General features: G+C 58.2%; 14 protein-coding genes and 1 riboswitch. Of the genes, 5 read left to right on the top strand and 9 right to left on the bottom strand.

Annotated features, from left to right (window positions below):
• Positions 1 to 3 precede the first annotated feature (3 nt).
• Both ACSYSO_RS03495 and ACSYSO_RS03490 read right to left on the bottom strand, forming a co-directional pair.
• Positions 4 to 1,713, bottom strand: a complete 1,710-nt coding sequence (locus tag ACSYSO_RS03495) for a DUF5719 family protein (RefSeq protein WP_491702005.1) — start codon at positions 1,711 to 1,713, stop codon at positions 4 to 6.
• On the bottom strand, positions 1,710 to 4,865 hold the full coding sequence (locus ACSYSO_RS03490) for a glycosyltransferase family 2 protein (RefSeq protein ID WP_491702004.1): 3,156 nt from the start codon (positions 4,863 to 4,865) through the stop codon (positions 1,710 to 1,712). Before ACSYSO_RS03490 ends, ACSYSO_RS03495 begins: the two co-directional genes overlap by 4 nt.
• Positions 4,866 to 5,023: 158 nt before the next feature.
• Between ACSYSO_RS03490 and ACSYSO_RS03485 the strand changes: the two genes are divergently transcribed.
• On the top strand, positions 5,024 to 6,394 hold the full coding sequence (locus tag ACSYSO_RS03485; protein ID WP_491702003.1) for an LCP family protein: 1,371 nt from the start codon (positions 5,024 to 5,026) through the stop codon (positions 6,392 to 6,394).
• A gap of 248 nt (positions 6,395 to 6,642) precedes the next feature.
• Here the strand turns inward: ACSYSO_RS03485 and ACSYSO_RS03480 are convergent, their stop codons facing one another.
• A complete protein-coding gene (locus ACSYSO_RS03480) occupies positions 6,643 to 6,780 on the bottom strand; it encodes a hypothetical protein (protein WP_491702002.1) in 138 nt (45 codons plus the stop codon).
• 148 nt (positions 6,781 to 6,928) lie between these two features.
• On the opposite strand from ACSYSO_RS03480, the gene ACSYSO_RS03475 reads away from it, so the two are divergent.
• Both ACSYSO_RS03475 and ACSYSO_RS03470 read left to right on the top strand, forming a co-directional pair.
• Entirely contained in the window at positions 6,929 to 7,864 is a 936-nt protein-coding gene (locus tag ACSYSO_RS03475) for an LCP family protein (RefSeq protein ID WP_491702001.1), read from the top strand.
• Between the two features lie 133 nt (positions 7,865 to 7,997).
• The gene (locus ACSYSO_RS03470; RefSeq protein ID WP_489798593.1) at positions 7,998 to 8,276 is read left to right on the top strand and encodes a WhiB family transcriptional regulator; all 279 of its coding nucleotides are present in this window, start codon (positions 7,998 to 8,000) and stop codon (positions 8,274 to 8,276) included.
• Between the two features lie 319 nt (positions 8,277 to 8,595).
• Here the strand turns inward: ACSYSO_RS03470 and ACSYSO_RS03465 are convergent, their stop codons facing one another.
• Both ACSYSO_RS03465 and ychF read right to left on the bottom strand, forming a co-directional pair.
• Positions 8,596 to 9,363, bottom strand: a complete 768-nt coding sequence (locus ACSYSO_RS03465) for a Fic family protein (protein ID WP_489798595.1) — start codon at positions 9,361 to 9,363, stop codon at positions 8,596 to 8,598.
• A 30-nt stretch (positions 9,364 to 9,393) separates the two neighbouring features.
• Positions 9,394 to 10,482: a redox-regulated ATPase YchF gene (gene ychF / locus ACSYSO_RS03460; RefSeq protein ID WP_489798597.1), complete on the bottom strand. Its 1,089-nt coding sequence runs from the start codon at positions 10,480 to 10,482 to the stop codon at positions 9,394 to 9,396.
• A gap of 152 nt (positions 10,483 to 10,634) precedes the next feature.
• On the opposite strand from ychF, the gene ACSYSO_RS03455 reads away from it, so the two are divergent.
• Positions 10,635 to 10,844 (top strand): hypothetical protein, encoded by a 210-nt coding sequence (locus ACSYSO_RS03455; protein WP_489760641.1) that lies wholly within the window; start codon positions 10,635 to 10,637, stop codon positions 10,842 to 10,844.
• On the opposite strand, the gene ACSYSO_RS03450 is transcribed toward ACSYSO_RS03455, so the two are convergent.
• The gene (locus ACSYSO_RS03450; protein WP_489760619.1) at positions 10,755 to 11,741 is read right to left on the bottom strand and encodes a GMP reductase; all 987 of its coding nucleotides are present in this window, start codon (positions 11,739 to 11,741) and stop codon (positions 10,755 to 10,757) included. The two genes, ACSYSO_RS03455 and ACSYSO_RS03450, sit on opposite strands and share 90 nt — an antisense overlap.
• 225 nt (positions 11,742 to 11,966) lie before the next feature.
• Positions 11,967 to 12,153: riboswitch (Lysine riboswitch) on the top strand.
• Between the two features lie 111 nt (positions 12,154 to 12,264).
• Here ACSYSO_RS03450 and ACSYSO_RS03445 point away from each other — a divergent pair.
• A complete protein-coding gene (locus ACSYSO_RS03445; protein ID WP_489760620.1) occupies positions 12,265 to 13,791 on the top strand; it encodes an amino acid permease in 1,527 nt (508 codons plus the stop codon).
• A 94-nt stretch (positions 13,792 to 13,885) separates the two neighbouring features.
• Here ACSYSO_RS03445 and ACSYSO_RS03440 read toward each other — a convergent pair whose 3' ends face one another.
• The 3 genes from ACSYSO_RS03440 to ACSYSO_RS03430 form a co-directional block, all read right to left on the bottom strand.
• Positions 13,886 to 14,464: a Type 1 glutamine amidotransferase-like domain-containing protein gene (locus tag ACSYSO_RS03440; protein ID WP_489760621.1), complete on the bottom strand. Its 579-nt coding sequence runs from the start codon at positions 14,462 to 14,464 to the stop codon at positions 13,886 to 13,888.
• 65 nt (positions 14,465 to 14,529) lie between these two features.
• Complete coding sequence (gene proC / locus ACSYSO_RS03435; RefSeq protein WP_489760622.1) at positions 14,530 to 15,336, bottom strand: pyrroline-5-carboxylate reductase; 807 nt, start codon at positions 15,334 to 15,336, stop codon at positions 14,530 to 14,532.
• 117 nt (positions 15,337 to 15,453) lie between these two features.
• Entirely contained in the window at positions 15,454 to 16,812 is a 1,359-nt protein-coding gene (locus tag ACSYSO_RS03430; RefSeq protein WP_489760623.1) for an alpha/beta fold hydrolase, read from the bottom strand.
• Positions 16,813 to 16,906: the final 94 nt, after the last annotated feature.

The raw sequence follows: 16,906 nt of genomic DNA, 5'->3' as shown, positions 1-16,906 counted from the left end.
CGTTCAGCGCACCACCGTCTGACTGGGTTCGGCCCACACCTTCATGCTGTGCGGTTCCAGCGAGGATGGCCCCACAAAAGCCACGTCGGCAAGATTCGCCGCGTCAACGCTGTCGAACCGCAGACGTGCGCCCCACACAACATGGTCACTGCCCGTCATGGTGAACAGCACCGCACCGCCTACATCAGCGGGGTCAAGGCTCGACGCGGCATGACCTGCAAGACTGACATCTTTGGCTCCCACACGTTTGCCATCACCGTCGTAGCCGGTCACATGCACGGATTGCTTTTCGCCGGAAGCATTAACCACGGTCAAATTCCCCGACGCTCCGGACGGCAACGCCAACGCCGAATGACCAGTCTGCGCCAACGCCGGCAAGTAAGCGAAGTCAGCATGGGCACCGTTGGTACGGCTGACTTCCGCCTGCACATGCACTGGGGCCGAGGACTCGACGCGGATACCAAGCGCACCGTCAGGAGCCTGCCCCAAATCCGATATGCTTACCTTGCCACGGGAGACCTGCACATGCTGCTTGTCTTCCAGACCAGAGCCGGTCACCCATGATACATTCAAGTCAGCTGCCTGCTCAGCGGTAGCCAGCAACTTGACCTGATCCCCCGAATTTACGCCCGCGATCAAAGATTCGCGATTCGCTTCGTCTAACGGCACGGCATAATCGGAACCCTTGGATTGCAGCCCATCCATGGAAACACTACGTACCACTGCAGCCACCGGGGTTTCCTTGCTCGTCACCGAAACATACAGGCCTTCCTCATGAGGTGCACCAGCAGCCAAATCCACGCTGGCTTCACCGTGAGCACCCACAGTGAGTGTAGAGCCGGTGGACAGTGCTATCGGATTGCCGGATTTTGTTCCCCAAGCACGAATGACAAGCGACGTCGCCTTCGAAGAGGGATTCGCTGCGACCAGCTGATGCGTCGACCCTTCGTCGGTGGAGCCAATCAAAAAGTCCTGTTCGAGAGCGGGCACGACACAGGCTGCGGCTGACGCTCCGGCCAAGTCGCCTTGTGTGGCCCATGAAGCCACTGCAGATGCGGTACCGGTACCGGCTTTGGCGTCCAACAGTTTGGCGGTCAACACGCGAGAACCGTCGTTGACATCTCCGGCAAGCGCCTTGGCTGTGAGCCCGTCTCCCGAGGCCCTGCCCTTAAGGTCGGTGCTCTCGCTTTCCGTCCCGTCTTTGATCTTGCCGATGCTGGCACGGTAAGCTGAGCCAAAGGCGCCATATCGCGATGACGAAGTGATATCACCTTCAGTGGTCTGGAATTGCCCATCACCGTACTTGCCGTTGTCGGGCAGCGACATGCGGCCAGGGCAATAAGCGGTAAGTTCGGTCTGTCGCACTTCTTTCGCCTGTCCGGATTTACCTTGTGCCGTATCCACCGGGCCCAAGCCATTAGGCATGAACATGAGTGCGGCGAGCACCAGTACCACGATGATTATGGTGAGCACGGCCGCGACCCAGCTCAACGGTTTTGTCGGTGCGGAATTGCCATCGGCGGGTTCGAGAGGTGGTGCACCTGCCGGGGTGTCGACGTTCGTCGAGCCTATGGACTCACCAACCATGCCGGAGGATGCCGTGGACATTACATCGTTACCTTGCGGGGACACAGGTGCACCTTCACCGGCATCGTCCTGCCTGAAGTCGAGCATCATCTCGTCGTCTCCCATACCGTTCTTGTTCCTTTTCATGCCTGCTCCTGACCGTAGCGACGCACGCGGGGCAGCGCCAGCAGGAAATACACTACGACGAGCACGATGAGCGTCCACATCCATACATCGCGCCAGGGGTTTTCTTGAGCCTTCGCCTGCCCCGGATTGGAGACGGACTGGGCGCTGGAGCCGTCCGAGATGATTTGGTAATAGGTTCCTGCATCAGCACTCACCACCGACTGCACCCCGTCGCTTGCCCCCACGTTGCCTATAAGCGCCTGCGAGGCGTCTTCGGCACCAGTTGACGTGTCATTGACCACATACAAGCCGCCGAATCCGAGTGCGCCAATCTGTCGAATCGCATCGTCATCGCTGTTGGACAGCAGCTGCGCGGCCGCCTCGGCAAGCGTGGAATCGGCCTGATCGTTCACTCCCGAAACCTGCTGCGCATTCCAGCTCGGCGAGGTGTCCATGAGATCCCCCCTGCCGGTACGCATCACGGCATACTCCACTTTGTTGCCGGATTCAGCCCGCAGCGCGAGCACGCGGTGATCGCTGTTCTTTTCCAGGTAATCACGCGCCACCATCGGCAGACCGGAAGCGCTGGCATGCACGCCTCGTTCATGCGCCCACAATCCGAAGCACGACCAAATCACAGTGACGGCGAGCAGCACCACCACCAAGACCGCACGCCACATACGTACCGCCACCATCCTTGCGCCGCCAGATGCGGTTGCCGAGGAGCCCTCAATCTGAGCCGCAGCACTCAATGAACTCTGCGTATTGCCGGATGGATCTTCGGCAGAACGACGCAGCGGAATGTATTTGCGTACAGCGGCTCCCGAGGCCAGACAGATGGCAGACAGGCACGCCAATATCATGAACGTCACTCCGGGAAGTACCGAGCCAGACACCAAACCGGCACTCCCCCATGCCGTGGAGACGCGCGCCGCCACCAGAGACAACACCGCACCACATATGACCATAACCCACATCATGCGTGCCGCTCTGCACACTTTGGGTCTCAGCAACGCGATCATCGCCATCACCACTACAGCCGCCACCGCTGCCATAACGGCAAATGTCTCCGGGGAGAGGGCCGGTATGTCTTGTGCGGACTCGACATGCGGCAAACCGAACGCGCGTGTGAGCACACCGATAAAATTGATCGATGCGGGAGCAGCATCAGCTCCGCCCGGACCTGCCACATCGCCGAACAGTTCACGCCAGAATCCCAAGCCTGCATAGCGCACAGCGTGCACGAGAGTGGGAACGAGCGCAAATGCGGCAGGCAGAGGTGTGAGCAGCAGCATGGCGCGATGGCGTTTGACCATGATCACGAAGACCAGGAACATGATGATCAAGGGCAGCAACAGTTGCGGCTCAGCACATACGACAGGTATGAAGGACAGCGATGCGCAGGCAGCCATCTGTATGGAAGAGTGAGGGGTGACCGGATCTTCGGTACGGTACAGGCCCACGGCTCTGAAGGAGAATGCGAACGCTGCCGGCAAGAACATCATGACCGTGAGCATCGGCAGATTCAATGAGTCGAACAGCCCTGTGCCCCATGCCAAAGACACCCACAGCAGTGATACGGCGGCACGTACGAAATTGGAACGGGTGAAAATGCCCGCCAACGCCCACATGGAGAGCGCGGCCAATGGAGCCGAGGCAAAGAACAGTAAGGCAAGAGATGCCGTGGTATGTCCGAGCGTCAGCAGTGAAGCGGCGAACCAAACAAGATTCCAAGGCGAGGGCGGTGCCGCTGCACCGGTACCTACGCCAAATGCCCATGGCGTGGTGGCGGAAGAGAACAGTGCACCCATCGTCGCGGCGGAAGAAGCCACTGAGTCGGAGTACAGTGCCGCACCGGAAAGCACCGAACGGAATACATCCCAGTATGCAGCCACCACGGAAGTGAATGCCACCAAGGCCACAGCCAGAGCGCCACTCCAACGTTTTATCCGCCGCTCACGCAGATGGGATTTGGCCAGAGGACTCAACAGCACCACATGTTTCTGGCTCTCGAACATGTTGCGGCGTTGACGCCACTGCGACACTTGCCTCGAGTCGGCACGCAACATCGGCAGTTTGGATATGGCGACCTTGCTGCTGCGGCGCACCATGCCGCGTGCTCTGAGTGCCGGGAACAGCGCAGACAGCATGTACCAAGGCATGGAGATGGCGCTCCAAGCGCCAAGCGGGCGTTTGGAGAACAATTCTCGAATCGCACCCGCAACCGAAACAACAAGATGCACCAACCACGCAAGCGGCCACAGGGAACCTGTCATGTCGGTGTAGGCATAGCGTGTGATGGATTTGAAACGTTCGCGCGAGGTGTCCTGCGGATTGCTCTCATCGACCGGCTGACCGGATTTGGTGCGTATGCCCTCGGCACGAGCACGCCGGTGTGCGATTCTGGCCTGCGGCACCACGATCACACGGCCGCCTTCCAAGCATATACGACGGGAGAAGTCGCCGGCCTCCCCCATCGACCCGAACCAGGGGTTGATGCCCCTGAACTGTTTGAGGCTCTGCAACGGCACGAGCGCGCCGGCCAAGGATACGGCGAACACGTCCGTTCTTCCATCGTACTGTTCCTGATCCGGCTCCCCGTCCACCACCAGGCTTTCCAAGCGGTGGCGGCCTTCGTAATAGCCCACGTTGTGCACGTGTTCGCCGTTCCAGTCGAGCTGTTTGGCACCCAACAGCGAGGCCGTGGGAGTGTTGCGCTTGGTGTCGGTCAAGGCCGCAAGGCAGCGGTTGTCCGCCGGGCGCGAATCATCGTGGAGCATCCACAGGCTATGCACGCCACGAGCCAGGTTCGCGTACTGCAACGCCCGGTTCACCGCATCACAGAACGAACGGGCGCCGCTGACCCGCACCATCTGCATATCCACCTGCTCAATCAGCGCGTCCCGGCTGCCGCTCAGGTCTCTCACACGAACGCTGAAAGCGGAGTGCACCGGATGCTTGGTCTGACCGGTACAGTCCGCCACCACGATGGTTCCGGGCATCACATCTTGCTCCAGCACGGCTTTGAGCGTTTCCGGGAGGAAGCGTACGTCGTCTTCCACCACAACAACGGCAGCCACCTCACGGTCCACGCTTTCACGGTACGCGCGAGAACGACCCAGGATCAGGTCGGACACAATCTGTTGGACGTTTCCTTGTGGAGAAGAACTCATAAACCCCCAGTGTACGCGACCCCCACCTGCGCGCGTCGCAGTGAGCACATGAATCGGTTTCTCAGCCCAAAGCCGTACAATGAAAACCGACGCCGGCGCTAGGGTCGGTTCCGGATGCTGAGGGGTAGGCGCCGGGTTGGCAACAGGAAGGTTTTAGCGTGACATCACACCGCAAACAGAACGTGAAGCTTCCCAATGTCAGCGGGTGGAATCCGGACATGCCACGCCACAGCTTCGGGTTTACGGCAATGCATCGCGTGCGCACCACAGTCGCCATGACCATCACTGCAGTGTTGGTGTTCGTAGTCTCAGCGGTGGGCATCAGCGCCTATGCGCTCATCACAGCCCCCAATTCCGTCAAATCGATTGCGCAAGGCGGCAAACAAGAGGAAATCGTCGATCCCAATGCGGGCAAACCCATCGAATTCCTGCTCATGGGGCAGGACACGCGTGAGGGCGCCGGCAATACCGCCATCGGTGGCCGCAACAGCGACGAGATAGATCTGCACAATGCCGACACCACCATGGTGGTGCAGATCAGCGCCGACCGCTCCTACATCAATCTGGTTTCCATTCCGCGAGATTCCATCGTGGACGCTCCCAGCTGCGACACTTCGCAAGGCAAGGTTCCCGCACAATCGAACGTTATGTTCAATTCGATCTTCGCCAGCGGATGGAGCAAGGGCAAGGATCTGGCCTCGGCTGCAGGCTGCACGCTGCACGCCGTCAATTCGCTTACCGGTCTCAATCTGCAACATTTCATTGTGGTCGACTTCCAGGGCCTGAAGGACATGATTGATGCCATCGGCGGGGTCAACGTGTGTATCCCTGTAGATATGAAGGACAACTACACCAGTCTTGACCTCAAGCACGGCATGAATCATTTGGACGGCACACAGGCCACGCAATACGCGCGTATGCGCCACGGCACCGGCACTGACGGATCGGACATCATGCGTACCACCCGCCAGCAATACCTCATCAAAGAGCTCATGAACGAAGCACTGTCCAAGAACCTGCTCACCAACGGCACACAGCTCTACCGTCTGGCAAACTCCGCGCTGAAGTCGCTCAGCATCTCCGAAGGACTTTCCAATGCATCCACACTGGTGGGGCTGGGCATGAGCCTGAAGAACATCAAGCTCGACCACTTGTACATGCAGACGCTGCCCGTGGTCCCCTCCCCTAAGGACCCGAACCGTGTGGTATGGTCAAGCGCCGCCGATGACGTTTGGGCGAAGCTTCAGGAAAACAAGCCGCTCAACGCTCAAGAAGCAGCTCCCAGCAACGATTCCGACACCCCGGACAGCACGTCGGCGCCACAGGATTCCGACACACAGCCGGCCCCTCAGCCCGACCCCAAGACCGGCCTCATCACCGATCAGAACGGCAGACTCATCGACCCGGCCACCGGTGGCGTCGTTGATCCGAGCGACGGGTCGATCAGAGATCCCAACACAGGCCAGTACATCGGCATCGCCAATCAGTATCTTAACCAGACTATTTGTGCCGTACCTGCGGCACAGTAGCGGCAACAAACCGATCAAGAAGATGTGCACCGCGCCGCAAGACGCACATGGCACGACTGCTCGTACAGTAGAGACACCGAAACCGAGAGAACATAGGAGAGCAACATGGGCAACCGAGCAGGCGCATCCGGAAGCCAAGGCACACCGCCAAGCTTCACGCCCAACGGTCATGGGCACCGCACGCACTCCGACCAGAAGAACAGCGAAGGCTCACTGCCTGCCTTCTCCCCCAATGCCTCCCGTACTCGTCACACATCCCATCCAGCACGCAGCTCCGCATCCTCCAGAACATCATCTTCAGTGAATTCTCGCTCTTCGGCGGCATCGACTTCGTCTCCTGCCTCCCAACCGAGGCGTTCCTCCGGCTCCACCAGCTCAGCGTCCAAACGACGGCAGCCTGTGACACAACCTGCCCAACGCGGAACAAATGCCGGCAGAACAGCAGCCCCCTCTGCCTCCCGTACGCGCAGGGCAACGCCTGTTATGCCCAAGCAAACCGGACCCTCACGCACCGACGCACGCCGGCACAAACCTGTGCGAACACTGCTCGCGCTGCTACTTGCCGTCATCCTTATCGCGCTGATCACCGGTTGGGTATGGGTGAACGGCAAAATCAATAAGGACGACTGGCTCACCAGCGCAGCAAACTCCGATGGCACCGCCTGGCTCGTCCTGGGATCCGATGAACGCGACAATTCCGGCATCGGCGGCACTCCCGACGACACCCCCGGATTCCGCACCGACACCATTCTGGTACTCACCAAACCCACGCACGGCAACCCGTCGCTCATCTCCATCCCCCGCGACTCGTTAGTCAAAGAGGATAACACTTTGATGAAGCTCAACGCCGTTGCGCAAATCTACGGCAAAAAGAGTCTGGTGTCCCAAGTGGAGAACATCACCGGCAAAAAAATCCGACACGTGGCAGAGGTAAAGTTCGGTGGACTCAAGGACGTGGTCGATGCCATCGGCGGCGTGCATCTATGCTACGACAGCACCGTCAACGATCCGAACTCAGGCATGGATTGGCAAGCCGGATGCCACGATGTGGACGGCGGGCAAGCCCTCGCCTTCTCCCGCATGCGCTACTCCGATCCCCAAGGAGATTTCGGCAGAGCCGCACGCCAACGGCAAGTCATCGGCGCCATCATGACCAAAGCATTCTCTGCAAAAACGCTCAGCAACGTCGGCACCCTCAACAAACTCGCCAACACGGCGCTCGCCGCAGTGGAAACCGACAACAAAACCAACCCGGCCACACTCATCAGCATGGCGTCCGCGTTCAAGAACGCCACCGGGAAGAACGGGGTGAGCGGCAGTGTCTACTGGACCGATCCGGATTATCGAGTCAGCGGTGTGGGGTCGAGTGTGCTGCTCGACGACGCGAAAAACCATACTCTGTTCGACGAGCTGGCCAGTGGATCGCATGAACCTGGTTCAGTCGGCACACTTGCCGAAAGCAAACAGTGAATCTTCCCACATAAGCCTGTTATGTTCTGAAACTTTCACACTGATTTTTACAAAACTCTTGAAAAAACGAACGTTTCGTGGTTATCTAGAGTAAGACAGATTTTACAAACAGCCGCAACGAAAGGCAGTGGACATGAGTAGTGCTCTTGATTGGCGTGCGCAGGCAGCGTGCAGGGACAAGGACCCGGAGCTGTTCTTCCCGGTCGGCAACACCGGTTCGGCGTATCAGCAGGTCGAAGAGGCCAAGGCGATTTGCCGTACGTGCAAGGTGATTGATGCCTGCCTGAAGTGCGCGCTCGACACCAACCAGGACTACGGTGTGTGGGGCGGCATGAGTGAAGACGAGCGTCGCGCGTTGAAGCGTCGCGCCATGCGCGCTCGCCGCACGCAGAGCATGCAGATGCAGGTCTGAGCGTTCCACTTAGACACATTAAAAACTTCAAAGTGCGCCATCGCTCTCTTCAGAGCGATGGCGCACTTTCGTGCTGCGTGTAGCAGAGCCCGTTTACGACCATGCCGCCTTACAGCGGCGCAAACTTACGCAGTATGCACGCCTCAGCGCGAGGCTGCAGCAGATATGAAAGCCTAAACGCACTTCTTCGGGCAGTCCGGAGATCCAGCCGCGCCGCTCGCGGGGTTGGTTTCACCGTCCGGCCAACACAGGGCACGCTCCCCACGCTCTGCCCCAGCAACACAGAACTATAGGGAATGAACCACAAAATCGCGCAGCCTCACTCTTCGCCAGTCTGCGTATCATTCCAATCGGCCAGCCATTGGGCCACTTGCGCGTCGCCGTTCACGTACCACTGCGAAAGCAAGTCGTTGAACGTCGAGCGGTCCGGGTCTTCGGTGGGGACGCTGAGCTCGCTACCAGCTCTGCGTGAGACACGAAGGCCGTTGGCGGCAAGCAATGCCGTACGTTTGTTGCCATCACCGAAGGGCTGCATCTTCGCGACGTTGATGAACAGCTTTGCAGCATCAAGGAGGCTACCCTGCGAACCGGCAGCCTTCCCCATCACTTCAACGAGCTTGCGCTCATCAGGCACACCGGGTTTGTAGACCCCGAGCTTGGTTCGCACCTGTACGTCATCGCTGCTACGAATGAAGCCCGGCTGCATGGCCGCAGTGCGGGTCAGGTGTGCGTTGATTTCGCACAGAAAATCCAAATCGAACGGCTTGCCAGCATAGTCGTAGTGCAACACGAACGCCGACGCATCCTTCAAATCAAGCAGCAGCGCCAAATCGGCACGCGAATTGACCACTTCGGGATTGCCTGTGCGCAGGAACTCCTCGGTGGCCATGAAGCTGGACTGCAACCCGTCGAAGGTGCGCCCCATAGAATACAGCAGCCCTGCCAGCCGCTTCGTGCTCAACAAATCGTCTGCTCGCTTCTCAGCATGAACACCTTGCAGAAGCTGGTTGAAGTGCGACTCAATCTCTTCGGAAGTGCGCAGTACGGTTTCGTCGGGCGATTGCCACTCTCCTTGATTGTTATGCATGTCATCTTCCCCAAGCCCAATCAGTGGTTTTCACACGTTGAACTTGAACTCTACGATGTCACCGTCTTGCATGACGTAGTCGCGGCCTTCCTGGCGCAGCTTGCCAGCCTCCTTGATCTCAGCCATAGAACCGCCCGCAGACACGAAGTCATCGTATGAGACGATGTCGGCCTTGATGAACCCACGCTCAAAGTCGGAATGAATCACGCCAGCAGCCTGCGGAGCCGTCCAACCTTGGTGAATCTGCCAGGCGCGCACTTCCTTCTCCCCCGCTGTCAGATACGTCTGCAGACCGAGCACGTCGAACCCTACGCGGGCCAGCTGATCGAGGCCAGACTCCTCCAAGCCGGCATCAGAGAGCATTTCACGGGCATCCGCCTCGTCCAGCTCCGTCAAATCAGCCTCGAACTGGGCATTGAGGAAGATGGCCTGAGCCGGAGCCACAGAGGCGGCGAGGCGCTGCTTGAGCTCGTCGTTGGCCAGCTCGGAATCGTCCACATTGAACACATAGATGAACGGCTTGGCGGTCATCAAGTGCAGGTCGTAGATATCGGCCTTGTCAATCTTGCCGGCCGCAGCCGCGTGGTCGATGGTCTCGCCTTCGCCCAAGATCTTCTGTGCGAGTTTGACCGCGTCCACATATTCCTGTGAAACCTTCTTGCCGCGCAGGTCCTTTTCGAGGCGCGGCAGTGCGTTCTCGATGGTCTGCATGTCCGCCAGCATGAGCTCGGTGTTAATCGTCTCGATGTCGTCCGCCGGGTCGACCTTACCGTTGACATGCACGATGTCGTCGTCCTCGAAAGCACGCACCACCTCGCAGATGGCGTCCGCCTCGCGAATGTTGGCCAGGAACTTATTTCCCAGGCCCTCCCCCTCGCTCGCGCCCTTGACGATGCCCGCGATGTCCACGAACGTGACGGTGGCCGGCACGACCTTCTCGGTGTGCACCAGATCCGCAAGCACCGGCAAACGCTTGTCGGGTAGCGGGACAATGCCCTCGTTGGGCTCGATGGTGGCGAAGGGATAGTTCTCCGCGAGCACGTTGTTACGGGTCAGAGCATTGAACATGGTGGACTTGCCCACGTTGGGCAGCCCGACGATTCCGATAGTTAAAGACATAATCCCAAGTCTACGTGTAGGGGTGACTGCTCGGTGTCAAATCAAATCTCGCGGGTTGTGTTCTGATGAACGCTTACGCGCAACTCAGGTACCCACCCGATAGTGCCGATAGGTAGAACGACGGTGGCAGTTCGCACAAAACCTACGAAGAAATCAGCTCGAAGCGATTAATCCGAGACGCTGCAAGAGAACTGAGCCACTCCGGTATCGGCACCAAGGCACAGCAGGCACTCACACGTCCTATGGCAATGACTCGTTACCACAATGATTCTCTATATGGCATCGCCGTTGAAAATCGAGTTTCGGACAATAACGTAGTCCACGTTGCGCAGCGACGCCAGATCGCTGCCGCCGGCGTATGAGATTGCGGACTGGAGATCCTGCTGCATTTCACGATAGGTGTCGCGCAGAGAGCCTTTGGCTCGCACCCAGATCTTCTTGCCTTCCACGTTTTTGCGTTCACCCTTTTGGAACTCGGAGGCGGACCCGAAATACTCCTTGTAGGTGACGCCGTCCTCCACCTTCGTCTTTCCCGGGGACTCCTTGTGCCCGGCAAACAGTGAGCCGATCATCACCATCGAGGCACCAAACCGCACCGACTTGGCAATGTCACCATGGGTACGGATGCCGCCGTCGGCGATGAGGGGCTTGCGCGCGGCCTTGGAGCACCAGTTCAGCGCAGATAACTGCCAGCCGCCGGTACCGAAGCCTGTTTTGATCTTGGTGATGCACACCCTGCCGGGACCGATGCCGACCTTAGTGGCATCAGCTCCGGCGTTCTCAAGCTCGCGCACCGCCTCGGGAGTTCCGATATTACCGGCAATGACAAACGTGGAAGGCAGACGCTTCCTGATATGCTCAATCATCGAGATGACGCTGTTGGCAAAGCCATGGGCGACGTCAATCGTGATGAAATCAACGCTTAGTCCGGCACTGGCAAGTTCGTCGATGAATTCGAACTCATCTGGTTTAACCCCGACGCTGATTGAGGTGAGCAGGTGTTTGGCGTTCATGGATTCAACAAACGCCAACCGCGCAGCCGTATTGAATCGATGCATGATATAGAAATACCCGTCGGCAGCGAGTTGCTCGCATATACCCTCGTCGACGATGGTCTGCATATTGGCGGGCACAACCGGCATCTTGAACGTGAAGTCGCCTAGGCGCACGCTCGTATCGCACTGCGATCGGGAGTCCACGATGCACTTGTTGGGGATAAGTTGAACATCTTCGTAGTCAAACACCTGAATATTAGACATGGCTGGTACCTCTCACCTATCGTTGCGTTACATTTTCTCGTCAGTCCACGTTCTGGAATTGGAACAGCGACCCAAAAGTAGGAATTGAGACCCAAGACACATTATACCGGGGCATCAGACACACATCACGGCGTAGCCAAGACTGGACGAGCATCGGCCGGCATCCGCAATCCGCTCCTGAAATCCAGGATGTCTTGAAAATCCCATATCATGTTGCCTGTTATCAATCACAGAAGAGGTCGCTGAGTTCATCAGTACCCGAAGCAAGGCACGGCGATGCCGAGGAACTTCGGGAAAAGGGGACCCAGCCGAAATGCCCGTAGTTTGCCGGCCGCGGGTGTTGGGACCGAATCCAACAGGTTCGGGACTGTCGCGACAGGAGCAATCCATGCCGCGGAGCGCTATCGATGAATCAACGAACCTTTGTGCGATGATGCCAGAAGCAGTGTTACCTGCATACCGCATTCCTCCGCATCGGGCCGAATATCACGGTGACTCTTCCTCAGGAGAGAGGATACGGGGCATGCGGGCAGACACCACGCAACCACCGAGCGACACAGACAAATCAGCTGCTGTCCAGAATACAGAGACAACAAGCAACCAGACCGGGACCGCGCCACATCACGGCGGCGTACAACGCGGTCTCAAAACCCGTCATGTTTCCATGATTGCACTTGGCGGATGCATCGGCACCGGTTTGTTCATGACGTCCGGTTCCACTATCTCCACTGCGGGCCCCGGTGGTGCGCTTGTGGCTTATGCCGCCATGGGCATCATGGTCTACTTTCTGATGACCAGCCTCGGTGAATTGGCGACCAACCAGCCGGTCTCCGGATCCTTCGCCACGTATAATGCCAAATATGTCGACCCGGCACTCGGTTTTGCCATGGGGTGGGCTTATTGGTTCAACTGGGCCATCACCGTGGCCGTTGAAATCTCCACCGCATCGCTACTGATCAAATACTGGCTGCCGAACTCCCCTTCATGGATCTGGAGCGCCGTCATACTGACGGTTGTCTTCCTGATCAATGCGGTGAGCGTCTCCACATTCGGCGAGACCGAATATTGGCTTTCGATGATCAAAATCGTCACGGTGCTCGTCTTCCTGGTACTCGGCTTTGCCATGATCTTCGGCATCATGTTCCACCCTGCCGCAGGCCTTGCCAACTTCACCATCAAGGATGCGCCGTTCGTGGGCGGATTCCCCGCCATCCTCTCCGTGTTCCTCGTCGCAGGCTTCTCCTTCCAAGGCACGGAGATGATAGGAGTGACGGCAGGCGAGTCCGACGACCCGCATACCACCGTGCCCAAGGCAATCAACAGCGTGTTCTGGCGGATCCTGCTGTTCTATATCCTCGCCATCTTCGTCATCGCTGCGCTCGTTCCCTACACCAGCCCGAATCTGCTCGCAGCAGCAGACGGCGACGTGGCGATGTCACCATTCACCTTGGTATTCAAACGAGCCGGACTGGCATTCGCGGCCAGCCTGATGAACGCCATCGTGCTCACCGCTGTGATCAGCGCCGCCAACTCGGGCATGTATGTCTCCACGCGCATGCTCTACTCGTTGGCACAGGATGGGCAGGCTCCCAAGTTCTTCGCCAAGACCACCAGACGCGGCATTCCCCTGGCTTCTCTCGTTGCCACTACGATTGTGGCTCTCGCTGCGTTCGCCACCTCGATCTTCGGTGAGCAGATCTACATGTGGCTGGTGGCGGCCTCCGGACTGCTCGGGTTCATCGCTTGGGTGGGCATCGCCATCAGCCACTTACGTTTCCGACGTGCGTTCGTGCGTCAGGGGCACCAGCTTTCCGAGCTGAAATATCACGCCAAGCTGTTCCCGATCGGCCCCATTGTCGCGCTGATATTGTGCATCGTGGTGATATGCGGACAGAACATCGACGCGTTCGTACATTGGGATTGGCAGCAGATCGGCGTGACCTACATCGGCATTCCGCTGGTGCTGGTGCTCTATATCGGCTATAAAATCAAGTACCATACTCATATTATTCCGCTTGATGAGGTTGATGTGAGCCCGCATCAGCTTTAAATCACCACATCGCGCAACAAAGCCGCACAAACCGAAAAAGCCGTTCCCTGTCGCCGACAGAGGACGGCTTTTCTGCTTCCCGTGTCTCAGCTCGCTATACCGATAGCCGATACACCGCGTCCCCATCTACGGAGATGACTTCCTTGTTGGTGATCGGCCGCACGTCAAGGGTATCGCGGAATCGTGCGGTAATATCCTCTGCAGCCCTACCTTGCAGCACTCCTCCCCAGTGCGGCACTACACTTATTGAGGTCAGACCAAGTCCTTTTCTCTGACGGCACTCCTCCTGCTTGCATGGCATATCCATACGTGCAATATAGCTGATATCAGGGCTTGCCACCACAGCGCCGGCAGAGACACCGAGGTACAGAGCACCTTGAGCAGTGGCCTCAACGATGGCATCCGCCGCACCGCTGCGCCGCAGGAGGTCAAGCAAGTAAAACGTCATGCCCCCACCCACGCATATGGCCTCGGCACGGCGAATCGTTTCCTGAACCTCTTCCCTGCCGGCCCGCGCCACATCAAGCAGGTGCACACGGAAACCAGACGCTTTCAAGCGTTTCACAGCCATTGGCCGAAGTAGTGATTCGGCAACGATTCCACCGCGATCCGCGGAGGGAATGTACACCATGGTGTGAGACGGGGAACCCATCTTCCTCAGGTCACTGCTCATATAGGCGCTTAGTACCGCCGGTAGCGTTGAAGCAAGCAACATCCTCATATCACACCGCCAGTCGTTCAGCCGTTCTGAATGGCATCCACGCCAGAGATGACCGCACCTCGGAACCCGGACTTCTCCAATTGGGTGACACCTTTGATGGTGGTGCCTCCAGGAGAGCATACGGCGTCTTTCATTGCTCCTGGATTGACACCGGTCTGCAGATACAAGGCACCCACACCTTCCACCATCTTGGCTGCCAAGCGGTACGCTGCCTGACGTTGCAAACCGTATTTCACACCTGCGTCGGCCAGAGCCTCGATATACATGGCGGTAAACGCCGGAGCGCAGCCAGCCACCGAAGAACCGATGTCCATATGATCCGAGTCAAGGCGTTCGATAAGCGCAATGGGCGAAAACAGCGCTTCAAACAATTCCTGCTGCTTGTCGCTCAACGTGTTGTCGATCTCGGTAACCAGCACACCTTGCCCTGCTTCAATGGGAGTATTGGGAATCATGCACTGCACATGTGCCCCACTGCCCAACAGTCCTTTGAAATAGTCCAGGTTGCGCCCGGCCGCCACGGAGACAACGCACTTGTCTGGGTCTCGCAACTCGTCAATCACTTCGGCGAGCGCCGACTCGATCTGGTATGGCTTGACTGCCACGACAACCACGTCGGCAGCCGCTACGGTCTCTTGCGCATTGTGCATGGGCCGGGCGCCAATGGCTTGGCAGGAGCGCTGCACCGAATCGAAGTGTGCCGAGTTGGCTACGATTTGATCGCCGCGCAACACGTCGCCGTTGATCAGTCCTTTGGCGATGCCTTGAGCCATGTTGCCGAATCCGATGAATCCAATGGTAATGTTACTGAGGTCTACTGTCATTGCTGCTCCTTGTGCTGTAGATGTTCTTACTGTTGCTGGTGACCATAGTATCAAGAATCTGACGTGTGATTCACGACTGCGTATACCAGGGCAAAACCACCATACGAGGTGCTCCGACTACGCGAACAGCATCTCGAGATCCCCACGATTGAGTGCCTCGTTGTACAGGTGAGAGAACACCTGCCCTCCGTGTACACCGTCATGCTCGAATTCGTTGGTGACCCATGCGTGCGAGCGACCGACTTTGGAGAGAGTGTCGAGCTGAAGGCCGGAGTCCACATACATGTCGTCGAAGTACACGGCCGCTTGGAGCGGCACCTCGTTGCGTTGCAGCTGGTCGAGGTCGTAGAGTTTGCCGAAATGAGTGTCTTGCATAAGCAGTTCGACTGCACCACGATACGGTCTGAGCGCACGTTCCTGCTCGAACATCCAAGGGAATATGGATTCTCCGGTGAACAGTAGCGGCCTGCGGGCACCACCGAATTGAGGCATGGTATCGCGCACTTGCTGAGCTGCCCATCCGGTGGGTGCGTCCAGTTCTCCGTCGGCGTATATGGCTTCCTGCAATGGCCAGTACAGGGGCGTGGACGAGGTGGCTTGCATAACCGATTCAAGGAATTGGTCAGAAAGCGGGGACTCTCTGCTCGCTGACCCATCTGCGGCTTGGAAAGCCGAATCGAGGATCCAATGAAGGCGTTCAAAGCTGGGCTTCATACCAAAGTCACCACCCAGAGTCTGGAATCGTTCCACGCTGAGCGGGTCTCCGTTAGGCAATGTCACCGGGTTGGCTCGATCCGATAACCGCTCGGCCACCACTGCCACACGTTCCTCGTCCATAGGGTAGCGCTCGTAGAACTGTCGCGTTTTACGTTCCATACGTGGGAACGTATGCTCATATACTTCGCGCGCACTGGCAGGGACGTGCGGAATGCCGCCGGTGGTGAAGCTGACGGAAACGCCTTGCGGGAAGGCCGAAAGGTACGCCAAGGTGAGGAAACCGCCATAACTCTGACCTAACGTCGCCCAGCGCCGCCCGCCAAATTCGGTGAGACGTATGTGTTCGAAGTCTCGGATGATGGAATCGGCCAGGAAATGTTTGATATAGCTTTCCTGCTCCTTCGCCGAACCAATCGCGTTGATGACGTTGGAGTCGATTCGCGAGGAACGGCCGGTGCCACGCTGGTCCGGCAGCACCACCCGAAAATGCTTGACGGCTTGCGCTATCCATCCTTCGCTGGAGGGAGTGAGAGGCCGCGGCCCTGCTCCCCCGGGCCCTCCCTGAAGGAAGACCAACAGCGGCAGGTCGTCATGTACATGTTCCGGAGCCGTGACGACGCGGTAGAACAGGTGCAACGTCTCACCGGCACCGCCACCAAAGCCCGAACCTGGGATCGTACCGTTCCAGTCGAGCGGCACGACAGAAGAGTGGTCTTCGATGTGCAGACCGGGCACATAGTATTCGTTCAGCAATGTCATGGTCTCTCCCCTCATCCGGTTTGACTACCGGCTACAGATACGACCGGCGGTTATGGCTACCCTACACCACCGCGCAGGCACTGTTTGGGCGGAC

The organism is Bifidobacterium sp. ESL1130 (assembly GCF_058507935.1).
This window is presented reverse-complemented; position numbering and strand designations above follow the sequence as displayed.